We start from the raw sequence: 18,833 nt of genomic DNA, 5'->3' as shown, positions 1-18,833 counted from the left end.
ACCGAGCTCGGCGGCGGGCGCTCGCGTGCGCGGGCCGGGCGGCGTATCCTCGGCCGCGATGATGCGTCCTACCTTGCTGGCCTCTCTGGTGCTCGTCGCTGCGTGCGGCGACAGCGTGCAATCGTCCGCCACCGCCGTGAGCGCGTCGTCGACCGGGACGGACACGAGCGACGACCCCACCGCCACCTCGACGCCGACGACGACGACGACGCCGACGACGACGACGACCGTGACCGAGGGCGGGCAGACCGACAGCGACACCGGGACGACGAGCACGACGTCGACGTCGACGTCGACCGATTCGACGACGACCACCACGACCGACTCGACGACGACCACCACCACGACCTCGACGACCGACCCGGTCGACACGACGACGACGACGACCACGACGTCGACCACCGAGGCCGAGACGACGACGACGACGACCGACGGCGAGACCACCGACGAGCCGCCGGCGCCGTGCGCGTGCCCGGACATCGAGGTGCCGCTCGACGACGGGATCTTCGTGCTCTCCGGCGACGCCGAGCTGTGGAAGTACTTCCCCGAGACCAACTCGTTCACGATGCTGGGCGAGCTCGACTGCGGCGGGCTCTCGAGCACGTTCTCGATGGCGGTCGACCGCCAGGGCTTCGCGTGGGTCCAGTTCGTCGGCGGCGAGCTGCGCAAGGTCGACGTGACCGACGTGTCGAACTGCGAGGACCCCGGTTACGTGGCGGGCCAGCTCGGGGTCGACAACTTCGGCATGGCGTTCGTGTCGAACAGCCAGTTCGACCAGTGCGACCGGATCTACGGCAACACGTACAGCGGGATCGGGCCGTTCAGCGAGGGGCCGAACATCGGCGACTTCATCAGCATCGACCCGGTCTCGTTGCAGCTGGCCAAGCTCGGCAAGACCAACTTCGACGGCGCGGAGCTGACCGGCACCGGCGACGGGCGCGCGTTCGAGTTCGGCGGGACCGGGCCGGCCAAGCTGGTCGAGGTCGACAAGGCGACCGGGGCGGCGCTCGACGTGCTGCCGCTCGGCGGGCTCGAGATCAACAACGGGGCGTTCGCGTTCGCCTTCTTCGCCGGTGACTTCTACTTCTTCACCGACAGCGACAACGACTTCGTCGCCAGCGAGGTGACGCGCCTCGACTACGACGACAGCGACAACAACGGGATCCAGGACCTCGAGCTGCTGACGAGCGACGCGCCGCTCTTGATCGTCGGGGCCGGGGTGTCGACGTGCGCGCCGGTGGTGCCGATGTGACGCTCACGCGGGCGCGGCGACCGGCAGCTCGACGGTGAAGGTGGCCCCTTCGCCGGGGCGGCTGTCGGCCCGGATCGTGCCGCGGTGGGCGTCGACGATCTTGGCGGTGATGTGCAGGCCGAGGCCGAGGCCGCCGAAGTGGGTCAGCGAGACGGCGCGCTGGTAGCGGTCGAACACGCTCTCGAGCCGCTCCAGCGGGATGCCGATGCCGTGGTCGCGGACGACGAGCCGGACGGCGCCGCCGTGCCGCCGGACGCTGACCTCGACCGGCTCGCCCTTGCCGAACTTGATCGCGTTGGCCAGAAGGTTGGAGACGACGACCTCGAGGCCGGTCTCGTCGCCGTCGATGACGACGCCGTCGTCGGCGTGCAGCCGCAGGTCGCAGCCGGCGCGCGCGAACAGGTCGGCGAAGTCGCGGGTGACGGCGCGGACCAACTCCGCGAGGTCGAGCCGCGTGAACCGCAGCGGCAGCTCGCCGTCGCACTGCCGGGCCGTGAGGACGATGAGCTCGGTGAGCCGCGACAGCCGGGTGGTCTGACGCGCGATGGTGTCGACCGCCCGCTGCGCCGTCGGCGTGGTCGGCGGCAGGGCCTTGCGCAGCAGCTCGACCGCGAGCTGCAGCGCGGTCAACGGGGTCCGCAGCTCGTGGCCGGCGAGGCTGAGGAATTCGTCGCGCGCGCCGATGGCCGCCTGCGCCTGCGCGTAGAGCTTGGCGTTCTCGAGCAGGGTGCCGACCTGCTGGGCGTAGGCCTCGGCGAACCGCATGTCCTCGCGGTCGTAGTGGCGGCTGCGGACGGCGAAGGTGAGCACGCCGGTGATCTCGTCGCGGACCCGCAGGAGCACGGACAGCACGCTGCGCACGCGCAGGGCGGTCAGCAGCTCGATGTGGCCGTCGACCAGGCCGGCCTCGCGCAGGGTCGCCTCGTCGGCCACCGGCAGCAGCAAGGACTGGCGCTCGCGCAGCGCCTGCATGCCGAGCCCGGGGCCGTCGATGTCGGCGCCGTAGCGGGCGCACAGCTCGTCGAGGATCCGCTGGCCGGCGGGCTCGACGTGGGCGGCGGCGATCCGCCAGGCCCGGCGGCCGTCGTAGCCGATCAATGAGCAGATGTCCCCGAGGACAGGTATGCCGCGGCGCACCACGATCTCGCCGGCGCGCGCGGGGTCGAGGGTGTCGGCCAGCGCGCTCGCGACCTGGGCGAGGAAGGCGGCCCGCCGCTCCGACTGCTCGGCGTGGTCGCGCGCGCGCGCCTCGAGCAGGCGCGCGAGGGTCTGGCTCAGCGTCAGCGCGAGCTCGGTGTCGTGCGATGTCCAGTCGCGCGGCTCGCCGACGGCCTCGTGGCAGAGGATCCCGGCCAGACGGCCCTGGGCGAACACCGGCACGTCGAGCAGCCCGCGGATCGCGTGGGTGTGGAAATAGCCGCTCAGCGCGCTCATCCGCGCGTCCTCGCGGACGTCGCGGATCGCCAGCACGTTGACGCTGCGGACCAGCTCGAAGTAGTCGGGGGCGCTGCCCTCGGTGACGACCATGCCGCGCTCGAGGAGCCGCTTGCTGTGGACATAGCCGAGCTCGCAGGCGATCGCGGCGGGGTCGTCGCGAAAGCTCCAGTAGCTCGCGCGCTCGACGGTGAGGAGGTCGCAGCAGATCTCCAGCACCTGCTGCAGCGCGCCGTCCCAGTCGGACTTGCCCATGACGCCGAGTCGCAGCAAGGTGGCGACCACCGAGTCGGTGGGGGTGGACGACATCGCTGGGAGGATGCCGTCCATCGCGCATGCAACAAGTCGGCGGCGGCCGTGCGGCTGACGCACCGGTTGGCGCGCGTCGATCCGGCCCCTCGCGCGGCAGCCGCCTCGGCGATTCACGCAGTCCGTCGACCTGACGGGTTTCTTGGTGCGCAACGAGCGCGATCGCGCGCTGCGGCCGGCGCGCTCACTCGGCGGTCTTGATGATCGTCTCGGCCAGCGCCGTGAGCCCGCGCCGCGCGACGGTGACGACCTTCGGCGAGCGGCGATCGGTGTAGAGCTGCGAGACCTTGTGGTCGAGCAAGGTGGCGCCCCAGACGACGATCCGGTCGGCCCACGCGAGGTCGTGCGCGGCGTCGTGCGCGGTGCGGCGGGCGGTGCCGTCGACGAGCCGGAGATCGATGCGCCCGCCGACGAGGGCCCGCAGCTCGTGGTGCAGCGGCGGGGAGCCGCCGACGACGACGAGGCGATGCCAGTCGCGCCGGGCCATGGCGGCGAGCGCCCGCTCCCACGCGCTGCGGTTGGTCGAGCCGCCGCAGAACTCGCACAGTCGGGCCGCGGGCGCGTCGAGGTCGACGACGATCCGCCCGTCGGCCGCCGCGGCGGCGCGGCAGTGGGGGCGCGAGCAGGTGCGCACGAACTGCTCGGCGATGACCTCCTCGACGCGCGGCCGCTTGCCGGCCGCGAGGTTGCGCTTGCCCGGACGCGTGAGCCCGGCGGCCTCGAGCGCGGCCCGGCCCAGATCGCGCGCCTCACCGCCGCGGAGCCCGTACTCGGCCAGGAGCGCGTCGATGTCGAGGTCGCCGCTCACGTCGTGAAGCGTGGCACACTCCGGAGATGAACACCGCAACGCGGCAGACGACGCCGCCTGGGCTCGACCGCCCGGGCCCCCATGATTCGCCCGCCGAGCGGCGTGCGCGGGTCGCTCGCCTCGCCGCGCGCCGGAGGCCGTCGTGAAGCCGCGCGCCGCGCTGGTGTGGAACCCGGTCGCCGGCGCAGCCCGCGACGAGCTGTCCCAGGTCGTCGCCGCGCTCGAACAGACGTACGCGCTGTCGGTGTTCGAGACCAGCCCCGAGCGTGACGCGGACGCGTGCGCCGCGGCGGCGCTGGCGAGCGAGCCGGCGGTCGTGATCGCGGCCGGCGGCGACGGCACGGTGTCGCTGGTGGCCTCGCGCCTGATCGGCGGCGAGGTGCCGCTGGCCGTGCTCCCGCGCGGCACGGCCAACAGCTTCGCGCGCGCCCTCTCGATCCCGCTCGACCTCGCGGGCGCGCTCGAGAACGCCTGCACCGGCCAGCCGCACGCGATCGACACCGCCCGCGCGGCCGGGCGCACGGCGCTGCTGTTCGCGTCGGTCGGCTTCCACGCGGCCGCGATCGGCGAGACGTCGCGCGAGGCGAAGAACCGCTGGGGCCTGCTCGCGTACATCGCCACCGGCCTGCAGCGGCTGTCCGAGCTCGAGCCGTTCTCGCTCGAGCTCGAGACCGAGAGCGAGATCATCCGCTGCAAGGTCACCAACGTCGCCGTGGCCAACCTCGCGCCGCTGCACACGCTGTTCGCCCAGGGGCCGACGACGGTGTGCGGCGACGACGGGAAGCTCGACGTCACCCTGATCGCCTTCGACGACCTCGGCTCCGGCATCGGCACGGCGCTGCACCTGTACCGCTCCGGGCTCAGCCAGAACCCCGCGACCCGCGACGACATCGGCTTCTTGCCGGTGACGCGCGCGACGATCCGCGCCGACCCGCCGCAGCCGGTGCTCATCGACGGCGAAGACGTCGGCGAGACGCCCGTGACCGTCGAGTGCGTGCCCCGCAGCCTGAAGGTGCTGGTGCCGGCGCCGCCGCCGTCGCAGAGCTGCGACGAGCGCAAGCTGGAGGGGCTGCCCGAGCTCGAGGTCGAGCCGAAGAGCTGATCAAAAGGACATGCCCGAGAGAGCATGCGCTTCGGGGCATGCCCGGAAGGGCATGTCGCTCGAGACATGGCGACGGAGTCAGCTTCGCCGACCGGCGGCGGAGGCGCGGGCGCGCGTTCGCGCGCGTGACGGGCGGGCGCGGGCGCGCTAGGCTTCGCTCGGCGTGAGCGGCGCGACGGACATGGTCGGCGGGGCCGGGCCGGCGGGGGGCGCGAGGGCCATCCTGCACGTCGACATGGACGCGTTCTTCGCCTCGGTCGAGGTGCGCGAGCAGCCGCAGCTGCGCGGGCTGCCGGTGCTGGTCGGCGGGGCCGGGCGGCGCGGGGTGGTGGCGGCGGCCAGCTACGAGGCGCGCAAGTTCGGCTGCCGCTCGGCCCAGCCGATGGCGGTGGCGCTGCGGCTGTGCCCGCAGGCGGTGGTGGTGCCGCCGCGGCACGCGCTGTACGCCGAGGTGTCGCGCTCGGTGTTCGCGGTGTTCGAGCGCTTCTCGCCGCTGGTCGAGGGGCTGTCGATCGACGAGGCGTTCATCGACCTCGCCGGCACCGAGCGGCTGTGGGGGCCGCCGCGCGGGGTGGCCGAGGCGCTGCGGGTGGCGGTGCATCAGGAGGTCGGGCTGACGTGCTCGGTCGGGCTGGCGAGCGTGAAGTTCCTGGCGAAGATCGCCAGCGGCATGCACAAGCCCGACGGGCTGACGGAGATCCCGGCGGGCACCGAGCTCGAGTTCCTGACGCCGCTGCCGATCGGCGAGCTGTGGGGCGTCGGGCCGCGCACGCAGGAGAAGCTGCAGCGCCGCGGGGTCCACACGGTCGGCGACCTGCGGCGGCTCGGCGAGGCGGCGCTGGTCGAGATGTTCGGGGCGCACGGGCAGCACATGTACCGCCTCAGCCTCGGGCTCGACGAGCGCGCGGTGGTGCCCGACCGCGCCGCCAAGTCGCTCGGGCACGAGGACACCTACGCGGTCGACGTCGTCGGCGTGCCCGCCCTGCGCCGCTGCCTGCTGTCGCAGGCGACGCGGGTCGCCGACCGCCTGGTCGCCCAGGGCCTGCGCGCCCGCTGCGTGAGCCTCAAGATCCGCGACGGCGACTTCGTCACCGAGACGCGCCAGATCACCCTGCCGCGCGCGACCGACGACTACCGCGAGATCCACGGCGCCGCCTGCCGCCTGCTCGAGGCGGTCGACACCGACGGCCGCGGCTTCCGCCTGACCGGCGTCAGCGTCAGCCAGTTCGAGGCGCCCGAGCGCGAGGTCCAGCTCGACCTGCTCGGGCCCGCGAGCGAGCCCCCGCCGCGCAGCGCGGCGCTGCAGGCGGTCCTGTCGGCCGTGCGCGAGCGCCACGGGCACCAGGCGCTGTTCCCCGCCGAGGCCGGCAGCGAGCGCCGGCCGGGCACCACCGGGGCGATCACCCACTCGCGCCCGAACGAGCCGGCCAAGCGGCGGCGGTAGGGCTTCGGAGAACGTGACCGAGTAGACATGTCGTGAAGAGCATGCCGTGAAGAGCATCTGATGACGCCGGGGGCTGCGGCGCGGCGCGCGACGCCTCGACCGGCGCCTTGGGGATGCGCCGGGCACGGGGGCGCGCGAGAGGGTCGGCGGCCCGGGGCCGGGGGCGAGTCGCTCAGGACATGCCCCGAGAGGCATGTTCGAACGGGCATGCCTTTGAAAACATGTCCTGAAGCATGGCGACGGCGTCGCGCGCGGCTCGCTCGGGCGGGTAGGCGGTGTCGGCGACGCCGGAGATCACGCGGGTGATGTGGTGATCGATCGCCCGCGGGTCGGCCCAGGCCGCGCCGTCGGCCGCGGTGAGGTAGATTGAGAAGGCGTGGTGCATGGTGCCGGGGCGCTCGCCGATGACGTGGATCAGGCGGCGCGGGCCGGGCAGGTCGGCGAACAGGGCCGCGCCGACGGCGTAGCCGGCGCGGACGCGGCCGCCGTGGAGCACGAACACGTCGGGCGCGAGCGCGAGGCCGGCGGCGCGCAGCTCGGGGGCGAGGACGTCGAGGAAGGGGAACAGGTGGTGGTCGTCCATCAGCGCGCGGGCGTTGAGGCCGTCGGACACGACCAGGACGGCGTCGAAGCGGCCGGCGTAGCTGTCCTTCAGGCCATGGAGCTCGGCGAGCGCGGCGGGGCTCAGCGCCTCGCCGGTGGGCGGGCGCAGGATGTACTCGTCGCGGTCGCCGGCGCGGGTGCGGAGGCGGCGGGCGCCGGGGATCTTGGCCACGAACTCGGGCCTCCATTCGGCGCGCAGGCTGGCCTTGGCGTCGGCGCACAGCGAGCGGACCTCGGCGTCGAGGGCGGGCGGGAGGTCCCACGGGCGGTCGCCGTGGCCCTCGCCGATCGCCACGCCGCGGGCCCGCACGGCGGCCAGGGCGGCCTGGCCCTCGCCGGCGACGACGTCGGCCGGGCGCGCGTCGCCGCGGGCGCGGCACCACTGCAAGTAGACCCACACCGGATCGCCGAAGCGCGCCGTCGGCCGCCCGCGCTCGTCGACCACGCCGAGGCGGTCGCGGAAGAACGCCCACATGCGATCGTCGACGCGGGTGGCGAACCGCTCGCGCAGGCGCACGTGGTCCTGAAAGGCGGTGGTGAGGTAGCCGAGCATCGGGTCGTTCTTGGTCGGCAGGGCCATGAGGTAGCCCGGGCAGGCCGGGGCGATCCGCTCGAGGCACCAGTCGAGGTCGTCGAGGCCGATGTCCATGTGCAGGGTGGCGCACACGTCGAGGCCGATCATCAGGCCGTGCAGCTTGGCCATGGCGATGTCCTCGAGGCAGCACCGCACCAGCTGCTCGCGGGTGCGGAACACCTCGGGGCCGATGAAGCCGGCGACGTCGTTGACGTGGACCCACGGGGCCGGGTCGAGGCCGAGGCGGCGGCGAGCGTCGGCGATGTCGGCCTTCAGGAGGCGCGCGAGGCCGTACTTGCGCGCCTCGTGGACGACCATGTCGACGCCGCGGCCGTGGCCGTTGGTGAAGTCGGCGCCCTGACCTGTCTCGAAGTACAGGCCCCAGCGGCCCGTGCGGCCGCGGGCGTGGCGGCGCAGGCGGTCGAGGTCGAGGCCGAAGGTGGCGTTGGCGGCGTCGGAGCCGGCGATGCTCTGGAACCAGATCCCGGTGGTGCCGGGGGCGAGGCGCTCGACCTCGGCCTGGACGTCGATGTGGGCGAGGACGCAGTGGGGCAGGGTGTCCTGCAGGCCGAAGCCGACCAGGATGTCCCAAAGAGCAGCCTCGACCGCGGCCACCGAGCGCGGCTCGGACGACACCGGGTTGGTGCCGAGGACGACGTCGCCGACGGCGTACGACCAGCCGGCCAGCACCTGCCAGCGGATGTCGTCGGGGTGGTCGGTCGGGCTGTTCGGCTGGATCCGCGCGCCCAGGTAGCCGCGGGCGCCGAGCCGGCTGCCGGGCAGCGGGTGGAACAGCCGCGCGCCGAGGGCCACGAGCTCGGCGTCGCTCATGATCTTGACCAGACAGGCGACGACGTCGCTGGCGAGGCCCGGCAGGAGCTGGGTCACCTCGGCCTCGCCCGCGGTCAGGACGAAGGTCTTGAGCTGGCCCAAAGACCATCCGGCGACGTGGGCCGCGGCGCACGGGTCGAGGGCGGCCTGGAGGGCGTCGTACAGCTCGTCGCGGAACAGCGGGGCGGCCGCGAGCCGGCCGACCGGGGTGTTGGCGAGGAGCCGGCGCGCGGCTGTCCGCGAGGACAGGTCGGCGGCGTCGAGGCCGAGGGCGGCGTCGCCCTCCTTAAACTCGTTGGCGGCCCCGACCAGCGCCGCCCGCCGCGCCTCGTCGCCGCCGGTGCGCGCGAGGTAGGCGAACAGGTCGTCGTCGGGCTGGGCGTCGTGGACTCGGACGACCGGCATGATCGCAAGAGACGATACCCCGCCGGGCCGCAGGCGCGAGCGCGACGAGGTCCGCGGGGCAGGAGGGTCGCGCGCGCGAGGGAGGGGCGGTTTTGCGCGGGAGGCGCGGGACGCTCGCCGGCGCGCCGGCGGGCCCGGCGGGCGGGGTCAGCGGTAGTTCACGCGCCCGGCCTGCGCCGCGGGAGGATGTCCGAAGAGACTGGTATGGCGAGGCCGCGACGCGCGGGCCGGTCCGGAGAGACAGGCACGCGGAGGTCGCGAGGCGAGGCGACAGTGCGGTGAGGTTGCGACGCGAGGCGAATGTTCGAAGCGACAGGCGCGAGGAAGTTGCGACGCGAGGTGTCCGAAGAGACAGATTCGCTCTACGGTCGCAGGCCGAACGCGCGGGCCAGGTCGGTCAGCGCCTGCGCCGGGCCCTCGCGGACCAGCGCTCCCTCGCTCACCAGCGCGCGCGCCGAGGCGCCCTGCACGATCCACGCGGCGAAGCTGCGCAGCGGACCGGCGAGCACCAGCTCCGCGGCCGTCGGGGCCCCGTCGACCAGTTCGGCCGCGGGCCCGCCGGTGCGGACGGTGAAGGAGAGGCCGTCGACGCGGAGCTCGGCGCACCGCGGGCGATCGCTGCCGACGTAGCGGCGCTTGAGCGAGACCATGGCCCAGCGCGGGTCGGTGCGGTCGTCGGCCGTGGGGGCGCCGAGCCAGCGGGCGCCGAAGCGGCCGAGGGCGAACACCACGGGTTCGAGCTCGCGCCCGAGCGGGGTCAGCTCGTACAGCGTGGCTGCGTGCGGGGGCGGCAGGCGGCGCTGGGCGACGAGGCCGTGCGCCTGCATCTCCTTCAGGCGGCGCGACAGCAAATTCGGCGTCAGCCCGGGCAGGGCGGCGAGCAGGTCGCTGAAGCGGCGGCCGCCGAGCAGCAGATCGCGCACCAGCAGCAGCGTCCAGCGCTCGCCGACGATGTCGAGCGCGCGCGAGACCCCGCAGAACTGGTGGTAGCCGCGACGCTCGGTCACGGGTCTCATTCTGCATACTACATTTTTTGATAGCAAGCGCTTTACTCGTTGATACGCTCAGCAGAGGAGTCGCCGTGACCGTCCCGCCGATGATCATCCCCTCCGCGGCCAGCACCGCCGCCTTCGTCGTCATCGTCGCCGCGGTCGTCGGCATGCTCGTCCTCGCCACCGCGCGGGCGGGACGAGCGCTCGGCGAGCCGCCGGCGCAGGTGCGGCGGTGGACGATCGGGACGGCCGCGGGCGCGCTCGCCTGGCTGGCGACCACCGGGCTCGTGTCGTGGTCGGGGGTGCTGGAGGCCGACACGTTGCCGCCGCGGGCGCTGTTCTTCTTCGCCGGCTCGCTGGCGGTCGCCCTGGCGTTCGCGCTGACGCGGCCCGGGGCGCGCCTGGCGGCCGGCGTGCCGATCGCCGCGCTGGTCGGCTTCCAGGCGTTTCGCCTCCCGCTCGAGCTGGTGCTGCACAGCTGGTACCGCCAGGGCACCTTGCCGATCCAGATGACCTACGAGGCCTGCAACCTCGACATCGTCACCGGCATCGCCGCGGCGCTCGCCGGGCTGTGGCTGTGGCGGCGCGGGCCCTCGCGGCCGCTCGTGTGGGCGTTCAACCTGCTCGGCACCGCGTTGCTGGTCAACGTCGCCACGATCGCGGTGCTGTCGTCGCCGGTGCCGTTCCGCCACTTCACCAGGGATCCGGCGGTGCTGCTGGCGTTCCACTTCCCCTACGGCTGGATCGTGCCGTTCTGCGTCGGGGCCGCGCTCGCGGGCCACGTGATCGTGTTCCGCTGGCTCGCGCGCCGGTCCGCCTGAGCCCGCGCGATCGGTTATCATGGCGCGTATGAGCGAGAGCCCGCCGCGCGTGATCGTCTCCGTCGACGCCGGAGTCGCCGACGTCCGCCTCAACCGCCCCGACAAGCGCAACGGCCTCGACCTGCCGATGTTCGAGGCGCTGGTCGCCGCCGGTCGCCAGGTCGCGGCCGACCCCAAGGTGCGCGTGGTCGTGCTGCACGGCGAGGGCAAGGCGTTCTGCGCCGGCCTCGACTGGGGGGCCTTTTTGGCGGCGCCGGAGATCGGGCAGAAGCTGCTCGCGCGCGAGGCCGGCGCGGCCGCCAACCTGGCCCAGCTCGCGTGCTGGATCTGGGCCGAGGTGCCCGTGCCGGTGATCGCCGCGATCCACGGCGCCGCGATCGGCGGCGGCCTCCAGCTCGCGCTCGCCTGCGACGTCCGGCTCGCCGCGCCCGACGCCCAGCTCGCGGTGATGGAGCTGCGCTACGGCCTCATCCCCGACATGAGCGCGTCGAAGACGCTGCTGCGGCTGGTCCGCGCCGACATCGCCCGCGAGCTGATGTACACCGCCCGCAGCGTGACCGGCGAGGAGGCGGCTCGCCTCGGGCTCGTGACGCGCGTCGAGGCCGACCCGCTGGCCGCCGCCCGCGAGCTGGCACGCACGATCGCCGGGCAGTCGCCGCAGGCGATCCGCGCGGCCAAGGCGCTGTGCAACGAGGCCCCCGAGCTCGACACGGCCGCCGCGTTCCGCCGCGAGACCGAGCTCCAGCTGCCCCTGCTCGGCGGCGAGAACCAGATGGAGGCGGTCCGCGCGGTGCTCGAGCGCCGGGCCCCGGTGTTCCGCGATCCGGAGTGAGGTGTCCTTGCGGACAGGTAGCACGGCGAATGCGGCGGGGGCGGGCTGCGGGGCTGCCCTCGGGGACATGTGACGCCGCGTCAGCCGTCGAAGTCCTACGCGGTTCGGGCCGCCAGTCTGTCCTTTGAGACGAGGCGCCGGTGCCAGCCGGCTTCGGAGCGGTGAGCCGTCAGGATTGATATGGCGAAACAGACATGTCGTTTCGAGCATGTCGCATGAGGCATGTCGCCCGCGGGATCACTTGACGGCCGGCGCGGGGTCGAGCTCGAAGGTGCGGGCCGCCTCGGCCCGCTTGCGGTTGCGCTCGATGCCGACGGCGTCGAAGCCCCGGGCGTTGGCGACCGCGAGGATCGTGCCGAGGCCGCAGAACGGGACGACGATCCGGGTGGTGCGGGGCGACAGGCGGCGCACGGCGGCGACGGCCGCCTCGGCGGCGCGCGTGCCGATGCTGTGGCTCCACGGCATGGCCCCGAGGTCGGGCAGGACGTCCGGGGTCGGATGATCGGCGTCGTCGCGCGCGCGGCGAGAGAACGCGAGGATGTGCGAGTAGCCGGGGCGGCCGTGGATGAGGCTGCCGGGCGGGCGCCGGCACACGATCTTGTGGAAGAGGAGCGGGACGTCGAGCTCGTCGGCGACGCGCAGCACGAGGCCGGCCTTCGACACCCAGCGGCCCTCGTGCTTGTTGTCGGTCTGGATGAAGACGGCGAGGCCGTCGGCGGGCGCGGCGAGCAGGACCGCCCGCGCGGCGCTCAGGAAGAACTCGCGCCAGCGCTCGAGGCTGACCCCGAGCTCGCTGACGTCCGGCATGGTGGCGATCACGGAGCTGTCTTCGAGGCCAGGTCGCTCGGCGAGCCAGGCGACGGCGTCGCCGTGCACCACTTCGCGCCGCGGAGGATGGTCGGACACCGGCGAAGGATAGAGGAAGATGGCGCGGGCGCCGGGAGGTCGTGGTACGCGATCTCACAAGACCATGACGAGCGCGGCGCGCCTCGCTCCTCGTGGCTGGGGAGCTCGGGCGATTCGTGCGCCGCGCGGCTGGTGTTTTCGCGGGGCTTGGCGTACGCCCGGTGCGTGTCTGCGACGCCTCCGCCCGACTCTCCCACGCCCGAACTCGAACCCGACGCGGCGGCGATGCGGGCGCTGGTGGCCGCGGCGATGGAGCGGATCGGCGCGCACATCGAGGCGCTGCCGGCGATGCCGGTCTGCGACGTCGCGGGCGGGGCGGCGCTGGCCCGGACGCTGCGCGAGGGGCTGCCGGCGGAAGGGTGTCCTTTCGAGCATGTCCTCGGGGTCCTGTTCGATCGCGCGGTCCCTTGCACCTTCAACACCGCGAGCCCGGGCTACCTGGCGTACGTGCCCGGCGGCGGGTTGTTCCTGGCCGCGGTGGCCGACCTGATCGCGGACGCAACCAATCGCTACGTCGGGGTGTGGCAGGCGGCGCCCGGGCTGGTGCAGCTCGAGACGAACGCGGTCCGCTGGCTGGCGGAGATCGTCGGGCTGCCGGCCGGGAGCGGCGGTTTTTTGACCACGGGCGGGTCGCTGGCGACGTTCTCGGCGGTGGTGACGGCGCGCAGCGAGAAGCTCGGCGAGCGCTTCGACGACGGCGTGATCTACACGTCGGACCAGGCGCACCACTCGGTCCAGCGGGCGGCGCGGCTGGCCGGGTTCCGCCGCGATCAGGTGCGCGAGATCGGCGTCGACGAGCGCTTCCGCGTCGACGTGGCGGCCATGGCCGCGGCGATCGCCGCCGATCGGGCGCGCGGGCGGAGGCCGTGCCTCGTCGTCGGGCACGCCGGCACCACCAACACCGGGGCGGTCGACGACCTCGCGGCGCTGGCCGATCTGGCGGCGCGCGAGGGGCTGTGGCTGCACGTCGACGCGGCCTACGGCGGGTTCTTCTGCCTCACGGCGCGCGGGCGGGCGGCGCTGGCGGGGATCGAGTGCGCCGACTCGGTCACGCTCGATCCCCACAAGGGCATGTTCCTGCCCTATGGGACAGGTTGCCTCCTGGCCCGCGACCCTGCGGCGCTGCGGCGGGCCCACGGGTCGCCGGCCGATTACTTGCCGCCGATGCAGGACGACCCCGACTTCGTCGACTATTGCGAGCTGTCGCCGGAGCTGTCGCGGGACTTTCGCGGGCTGCGGGTGTGGTTGCCGCTGAAGCTGCTCGGGGCGCGGGTGTTCGCGCGGGCGCTGGACGAGAAGCTCGACCTGGCGGAGGTGTGCGCGGCGGCGCTGCGCGAGCTGCCGGGGGTCGAGCTGGTGGCGCCGCCGCAGCTGTCGCTGCTGGCGTTCCGCCACGTGCCCGCCGGCGCGACCGAGGGGCCGGAGCTCGACGCGCACAACCGGCGGTGGTTGGCGGCGATCAACCGGCGAGGCCGGGTGTTCTTGACGGGCACGATGGTGCGCGGCGGCTTCGTGCTGCGCATCTGCGTGGTGTCGTTCCGCACCCACCGCAGCCGCATCGACGCCGCGCTCGCGGACATCCGGGCGGGACTTGCGGAGGTCGGAGGATGAAAGCGGGCAGGCCGGGTTCGCGCAGACACCGCGGGTTGCGCGATCCCTCGGCGAGCGAACCACGACGCCTCCCGGGGTATCGCCGGGCAAACCATGGAACGGGGTTCGACGGGGCGGCCCGGGCTCCGCGCGAGGCGCCCCGGAAGGCTCGAATTCAACCTGCGGGGCGGGCTTGCGCGCGAGGACTTGCGCCGCCACCGGCACCTGCGCTGACATCCAAGTACAGAGTTTGACTGCACGCGCCCTGCGGGGCACCTAACTCCAACAGCGCCCCGCAGGGGCTGAAAAGGTCCGAGCACCCGATGACCCAGGCCGATCGTCTCGAGACATTCATCCGCGGCATCCCCAAGGCCGAGCTTCACGTCCACATCGAGGGCACCCTGGAGCCGGAATTGATGTTCTCGCTGGCCCGCCGGAACGGCATCGCCTTGCCATGGATGGGGGTCGAGGAGCTACGCAAGGCGTACGACTTCCACAACCTCCAGAGCTTCCTCGACATCTATTACAAGGGCGCCGACGTGCTGCAGCACGTGCAGGACTTCTACGACCTGACCTGGGCGTACTTCGAGCGGGCGGCGCGCGACAACGTGCGCCACGTCGAGCTGTTCTTCGATCCGCAGACGCACACCCGCCGCGACGTGCCGTTCGAGACGGTGATGACGGGGATCCACGGGGCCCAGGTCGACGCCGAGAAGCGGCTCGGGATCACGTCGAAGCTGATCCTCTGCTTCTTGAGGCACCTGTCCGAAGAGTCAGCCATCGAGACGCTCCACCTGGCGGTGCCGTTCCGCCCGTGGATCGGCGGCGTCGGGCTCGACTCGTCGGAGTCGGGCAACCCGCCCGGCAAGTTCCGCGAGGTGTTCGCCGAGGCCCGCGAGGCGCTGTTCCCGGTGGTCGCCCACGCCGGCGAGGAGGGCCCGCCGGACTACATCCGCGAGGCGCTCGACGTGCTCGGGGCGCAGCGCATCGACCACGGCGTGCGCTGCCTCGAGGACGACGCGCTGGTCGAGCGGCTCGCGCGCGAGCAGGTGCCGCTGACCGTGTGCCCGCTGTCGAACATCAAGCTGCGGGTGTTCCCGCACCTGGCCCAGCACAACCTCAAGCAGCTGATGGGCAGGGGCCTGCGGGTGACGATCAACTCCGACGACCCGGCCTACTTCGGCGGCTACATCGGCGACAACTACACCGCCTGCGTGCGCGAGCTCGGGCTGACGCGCGACGACGTGATCGCGCTGGCCAAGAACAGCTTCGCCGCCAGCTTCCTCGGCGAGGAGGACAAGCAGCGGCACATCGCGGCGATCGACGCCTACGCGGCGGCCAACCCGTGAGCAAGATTTCGGGACATGCCCCGAAGGGCCTGTCCCGAGGTCCATGTCCTGAGGGGCCTGTCCTCAGGGCAGGGCGCTGCGGCTGTGGACGGCCTCGCGGCTCAGCAGCTGGCGGGCCTTGTCGACCAGCGCGACGAACTCGCGGCGGTGCCCCTCGGGGTCGGGCAGCTCGGCCGACTGGGCCCACCAGCGGGCGGCGGCGAGGTCGAACTTCTCCAGGCTCGGCGAGCCGCGCAGCTTGAGGCCGAAGGCGGCGACGGCGGCGGCGAGGCGCAGCTGCGGCGAGGCCTCGTCCCAGTCGGCGTGGGCCTCGGTCACGGGCGCCTCGAACTTGGTGCTCCTGTCGCCCTCGGGCTGCTTGTAGCGGACCTTGATCGTCAGCAGCTCGGCGTCGGCGGGGCCGGCGGGGCGCTGGTACTTGAGGCTGTCGACCGCGGCCCCGGGCACGGGGCGTCCGGCGGGCACGACCTCGTAGAGCGCGGTGACGCTGTCGCCCGCGCCGAGCTCGCCGGCGTCCTTCTTGTCGTCGTTGAACTGCTCGGCGGTCAGGGTGCGGTTCTCGTAGCCGAGCAGGCGGTAGCCGGCGACGCGATTGGGGTTCCACTCGACCTGCAGCTTGACGTCCTTGGCGACGGTGACGAGCGTGCCGCTGGCCTCGGCCACCAGGACCTTGCGCGCCTCCTTCTCCGAGTCGAGGTAGGCGTAGTTGCCGTTGCCGTGGTCGGCGATCTGCTCCATCGTCTGGTCGTTGTAGTTGCCGCGGCCGACGCCCAGCACGGTCAGGAACACGCCCGTCTGCCGCTCCTTCTCGATCAGCTTGATCAGGTCGTCGTGGTCGGTGAGGCCGACGTTGAAGTCGCCGTCGGTGGCCAGGAGGATGCGGTTGATGCCGCCCTTGACGAAGTGCTTGTGGGCCTCGGCGTAGGCGAGGACGATGCCGGCGCCGCCGTTCGTCCCGCCGCCGGCGCCGAGGCGATCGATGGCGCGCAGGATCGTCTGCTTCTCGCTGCCGGGCGTGGTCGGCAGGGCGACGCGGGTGTCGCCGGCGTAGGTGACGAGGGAGATCCGGTCCTCGGGGCGCAGCTGCTCGGCGAGCAGCGACAAGCCCTTCTTGACCAGCCCGAGCTTGTCGTCGTCGCTCATCGAGCCCGAGGTGTCGACCAGGAACACGAGGTTGCGCGCCGGCACGTGGTCGGTCTCGATCCGCTTGGCCTGCAGGTGGACGCGCACCAGCTGGTGGCCCTTCTTCCACGGACACGGGGCGACCTCGGCGCCGACGCCCAGCGGGTGCTCGCCCGCGGGCGACGGGTAGGCGTAGTCGAAGTAGTTGATCATCTCCTCGACGCGCACCGCGTCCGCCGGCGGCAGCCAGTTGTCGCCGAGGAACCGGCGGACGTTGCTGTAGCTGGCGGTGTCGACGTCGATCGAGAAGGTCGACAGCGGCGCGGCGTGGGTCAGCGACCACGCGGCCTCCTGCACCTCGGCGTAGCGATCGCCGCCCGGACCGCCGGCGGAGTGGTGGCCGACGAGGCCGCCCCACACGTCGGCGTCGTCGTTGCCGACCGCATAGGCGGCGCCGTAGGGGCTGCCGATCGTGCCCGCGCCGGTGCCGCCGCCGCCGCGGCCGGTGCCGACGAGGCCGAGGCCGCCGACGCCGTAGGCCTCGCCGATCTCGGTGCCGGCGAGCCCGCTGAAGCCGGTGGCCATCTGCGGGATGGCGTCTTTCGGGCCCTTCATCGCGTAGAGGCCCGACTTGTGCTTCGAGGTGGGCCTGCCCATCTTGCCCTCCTCGCCCTTGTGACGCTGGCCGGTGCCCGCGGCCTCGTCGTCGCTGTTGGCGAGATCCTCGGGCGGGGGCTCCTCGTCGATCACGTCCGGCCGGGCGATCGCGCGGAGGAAGCGGTTGGTCTCGTAGCCGTCCTCGCTGACGATCTCCTCGAGGGTCGGGTCGGGGGTGCAGGCGGGGAGCAGCGCGCCGAGGAGGGCCACCGCGGCGGGGAGCAGGCGCACGAGGCGGGTGCGCTGCGGGGAGACGAAGTAGTGCGGGACGACGGGACGAACGGGCGAGGTGCGATGCATGACGGCTCTCCGAAATCGACGGGGGCCGAGACACGGGTGATGGACGGCGGTTCCTCGCGGCAAAAAAACTTCGCGTGGACGTGCGCCGAGACGGGTCCCGGCGACGACTAGCGAAGACGCCGGGAACCTGCCCGAGAGGCGGTTGTCGGCCCGCGGACGACCGATCAGGGGTCGGCGAGGAGCACGGTCGCGCCGGCGCCGAAGGCGTCCGCGGTGACGATGTCGAGCGCGCCGTCGCCGTCGAGGTCGGCGGCGGCGAGGTCCATCGGTCCGGCGCCGATCTCGAAGCGCGCGATCGAGACGATGTCCTGGACGCCGAGGCCGGCGATGACGACGAGCTCGCCCCGCGTATGGTCGACGGCGACGAGCTCGGGCGGGCCGTCGCCGTCGAGGTCGGCGCCGATCACCGCGTAGAGGCCCTCGCCGAGGACGATCGGGATGTACTCGCCGAACTCGCCGCCGCCCAGGCCGGGCAAGATCGACAGGTGGTCGGCGGTGAAGCTGGCGGTGGCGAGGTCGAGCAGGCCGTCGAGGTTGAGGTCGGCGGCGACGAGCCGGCGCGGCTCGGGGTTGACGAACCGCTGGCCGGCGTCGACGAAGCTGCCTGGCCCATCGGACAGGAGGATGGTGACGCGGGCCTGGTTCTGGTCGGCGCTGACGAGGTCGAGGCGGCCGTCGGCGTCGACGTCGGCGATGATGACGTCGTAGGGCTCGTCGCCGACCGGATGGACGACCGCGTCGGCGAACTCGCCGCCGCCGGCATTGAGGAGGACGAGCACGGCGTCGCCGGCCTCGTCGGCGACGGCGAGGTCGGCAAGGCCGTCGTCGTCGAGGTCGGCGGCCGCGAGGGCCCGCGGCTCGCTGCCGGCCTTGACCGGCTGCGGCGGGTCGTAGACGAGGCCGGGGCCGACGTGGCGGTAGACGCCGACGAGGCCGACGCCGGGATCGGCGAACACGAGGTCGAGGCGGCCGTCGCCGTCGACGTCGACGGCGATCGCGTCGCGGGGGCGCAGGAAGGTGGGGAGGTCCGGGCCGGCGACGAACTGGCCGCCGCCGTCACCTGTCTGAATGGTCAGGTCGCCGGCGTCGAAGTCGGCGAGCAGGAGATCGTCGTGGCCGTCGAGGTCGAGGTCGGCGATGGCGACGGCCACCGGACGCGGACCGGTCGGCAGGTGGCGGCCGGGCGCGAAGCAGAACTCGCCGGGCCGGCGCACGCCGTCGCCGCAGGCCGCGACGGGGCCGGTGGTGCTGTCGTCGGTGGTCGCGGTGGTAGAGGTGGTCGTGCTCGCGGTGGAAGAAGTGGTGGGCTCGGAGCTGGTCTGGGGGACATGTCCCGAGGTGCTGCCGCTGGCGGTGCTGGTGGTCTCGCCGTCCGAGTCGCCGTCGCTGCTGCCGGGATCGGTCGGCGTGCAGCTGACGAGGAGGGCGAGGAGGACGCGCGGCTTCACCGCAGGAGCATACGCCGGACGAGGTCGGGCCAGCGGGGTGGTCCGATGCCGGCC

Annotated in this window: 14 protein-coding genes; 7 read left to right on the top strand and 7 right to left on the bottom strand. The window is 73.2% G+C overall.

Features of this window, described 5'->3' with window-relative positions; all coding sequences use genetic code 11:
- Positions 1–58: 58 nt before the first annotated feature.
- Positions 59–1,252 (top strand): hypothetical protein, encoded by a 1,194-nt coding sequence (locus tag NAEX_RS51960; RefSeq protein ID WP_177325955.1) that lies wholly within the window; start codon positions 59–61, stop codon positions 1,250–1,252.
- Positions 1,253–1,255: 3 nt separating this feature from the next.
- Here NAEX_RS51960 and NAEX_RS05495 read toward each other — a convergent pair whose 3' ends face one another.
- Positions 1,256–2,995 carry a sensor histidine kinase gene (locus tag NAEX_RS05495; RefSeq protein WP_170135487.1) on the bottom strand — a complete coding sequence of 580 codons (1,740 nt, stop codon included), beginning with the start codon at positions 2,993–2,995 and terminating at the stop codon, positions 1,256–1,258.
- Positions 2,996–3,179: 184 nt separating this feature from the next.
- Positions 3,180–3,803 (bottom strand): hypothetical protein, encoded by a 624-nt coding sequence (locus NAEX_RS05490; RefSeq protein ID WP_096326467.1) that lies wholly within the window; start codon positions 3,801–3,803, stop codon positions 3,180–3,182.
- Between the two features lie 142 nt (positions 3,804–3,945).
- On the opposite strand from NAEX_RS05490, the gene NAEX_RS05485 reads away from it, so the two are divergent.
- Positions 3,946–4,905: a diacylglycerol kinase family protein gene (locus NAEX_RS05485; protein WP_096326466.1), complete on the top strand. Its 960-nt coding sequence runs from the start codon at positions 3,946–3,948 to the stop codon at positions 4,903–4,905.
- A 163-nt stretch (positions 4,906–5,068) separates the two neighbouring features.
- Positions 5,069–6,349 (top strand): DNA polymerase IV, encoded by a 1,281-nt coding sequence (locus NAEX_RS05480; RefSeq protein WP_096326465.1) that lies wholly within the window; start codon positions 5,069–5,071, stop codon positions 6,347–6,349.
- Positions 6,350–6,521: 172 nt separating this feature from the next.
- Here NAEX_RS05480 and eutB read toward each other — a convergent pair whose 3' ends face one another.
- The gene (gene eutB / locus NAEX_RS05475) at positions 6,522–8,762 is read right to left on the bottom strand and encodes an ethanolamine ammonia-lyase subunit EutB (protein ID WP_096326464.1); all 2,241 of its coding nucleotides are present in this window, start codon (positions 8,760–8,762) and stop codon (positions 6,522–6,524) included.
- 362 nt (positions 8,763–9,124) lie between these two features.
- The gene (locus NAEX_RS05470; protein ID WP_211302353.1) at positions 9,125–9,769 is read right to left on the bottom strand and encodes a winged helix-turn-helix transcriptional regulator; all 645 of its coding nucleotides are present in this window, start codon (positions 9,767–9,769) and stop codon (positions 9,125–9,127) included.
- Between the two features lie 74 nt (positions 9,770–9,843).
- On the opposite strand from NAEX_RS05470, the gene NAEX_RS05465 reads away from it, so the two are divergent.
- Together NAEX_RS05465 and NAEX_RS05460 are read left to right on the top strand one after the other, a co-directional pair.
- The gene (locus NAEX_RS05465; RefSeq protein ID WP_096326462.1) at positions 9,844–10,575 is read left to right on the top strand and encodes a hypothetical protein; all 732 of its coding nucleotides are present in this window, start codon (positions 9,844–9,846) and stop codon (positions 10,573–10,575) included.
- Between the two features lie 28 nt (positions 10,576–10,603).
- Positions 10,604–11,407, top strand: a complete 804-nt coding sequence (locus tag NAEX_RS05460; RefSeq protein ID WP_096326461.1) for a crotonase/enoyl-CoA hydratase family protein — start codon at positions 10,604–10,606, stop codon at positions 11,405–11,407.
- Positions 11,408–11,644: 237 nt separating this feature from the next.
- On the opposite strand, the gene NAEX_RS05455 is transcribed toward NAEX_RS05460, so the two are convergent.
- Complete coding sequence (locus NAEX_RS05455) at positions 11,645–12,313, bottom strand: TRM11 family methyltransferase (RefSeq protein ID WP_143140764.1); 669 nt, start codon at positions 12,311–12,313, stop codon at positions 11,645–11,647.
- A gap of 165 nt (positions 12,314–12,478) precedes the next feature.
- Here NAEX_RS05455 and NAEX_RS05450 point away from each other — a divergent pair, with 165 nt between their 5' ends.
- Complete coding sequence (locus NAEX_RS05450; RefSeq protein WP_245913616.1) at positions 12,479–13,924, top strand: pyridoxal phosphate-dependent decarboxylase family protein; 1,446 nt, start codon at positions 12,479–12,481, stop codon at positions 13,922–13,924.
- A 302-nt stretch (positions 13,925–14,226) separates the two neighbouring features.
- Positions 14,227–15,252: an adenosine deaminase gene (locus tag NAEX_RS05445; RefSeq protein ID WP_096326458.1), complete on the top strand. Its 1,026-nt coding sequence runs from the start codon at positions 14,227–14,229 to the stop codon at positions 15,250–15,252.
- A 63-nt stretch (positions 15,253–15,315) separates the two neighbouring features.
- On the opposite strand, the gene NAEX_RS05440 is transcribed toward NAEX_RS05445, so the two are convergent.
- Positions 15,316–17,331 carry a vWA domain-containing protein gene (locus tag NAEX_RS05440; RefSeq protein WP_211302352.1) on the bottom strand — a complete coding sequence of 672 codons (2,016 nt, stop codon included), beginning with the start codon at positions 17,329–17,331 and terminating at the stop codon, positions 15,316–15,318.
- Between the two features lie 164 nt (positions 17,332–17,495).
- A complete protein-coding gene (locus NAEX_RS05435; protein ID WP_096326457.1) occupies positions 17,496–18,779 on the bottom strand; it encodes an FG-GAP repeat domain-containing protein in 1,284 nt (427 codons plus the stop codon).
- Positions 18,780–18,833 lie beyond the last annotated feature (54 nt).

This window comes from Nannocystis exedens (genome assembly GCF_002343915.1).
Taxonomy (GTDB): Bacteria; Myxococcota_A; Polyangia; order Nannocystales; family Nannocystaceae; genus Nannocystis; species Nannocystis exedens.
This window is presented reverse-complemented; position numbering and strand designations above follow the sequence as displayed.

What these genes read in the sequence shown, in the direction of transcription:
- NAEX_RS51960 (WP_177325955.1), top strand. Translation starts at nt 59, where the DNA reads ATGATGCGTCCTACCTTGCTGGCCTCTCTGGTGCTCGTCGCTGCGTGC.
- NAEX_RS05495 (WP_170135487.1), bottom strand. Translation starts at nt 2,995, where the DNA reads ATGTCGTCCACCCCCACCGACTCGGTGGTCGCCACCTTGCTGCGACTC.
- eutB (WP_096326464.1), bottom strand. Translation starts at nt 8,762, where the DNA reads ATGCCGGTCGTCCGAGTCCACGACGCCCAGCCCGACGACGACCTGTTC.
- NAEX_RS05460 (WP_096326461.1), top strand. Translation starts at nt 10,604, where the DNA reads ATGAGCGAGAGCCCGCCGCGCGTGATCGTCTCCGTCGACGCCGGAGTC.
- NAEX_RS05445 (WP_096326458.1), top strand. Translation starts at nt 14,227, where the DNA reads ATGACCCAGGCCGATCGTCTCGAGACATTCATCCGCGGCATCCCCAAG.
- NAEX_RS05440 (WP_211302352.1), bottom strand. Translation starts at nt 17,331, where the DNA reads ATGCATCGCACCTCGCCCGTTCGTCCCGTCGTCCCGCACTACTTCGTC.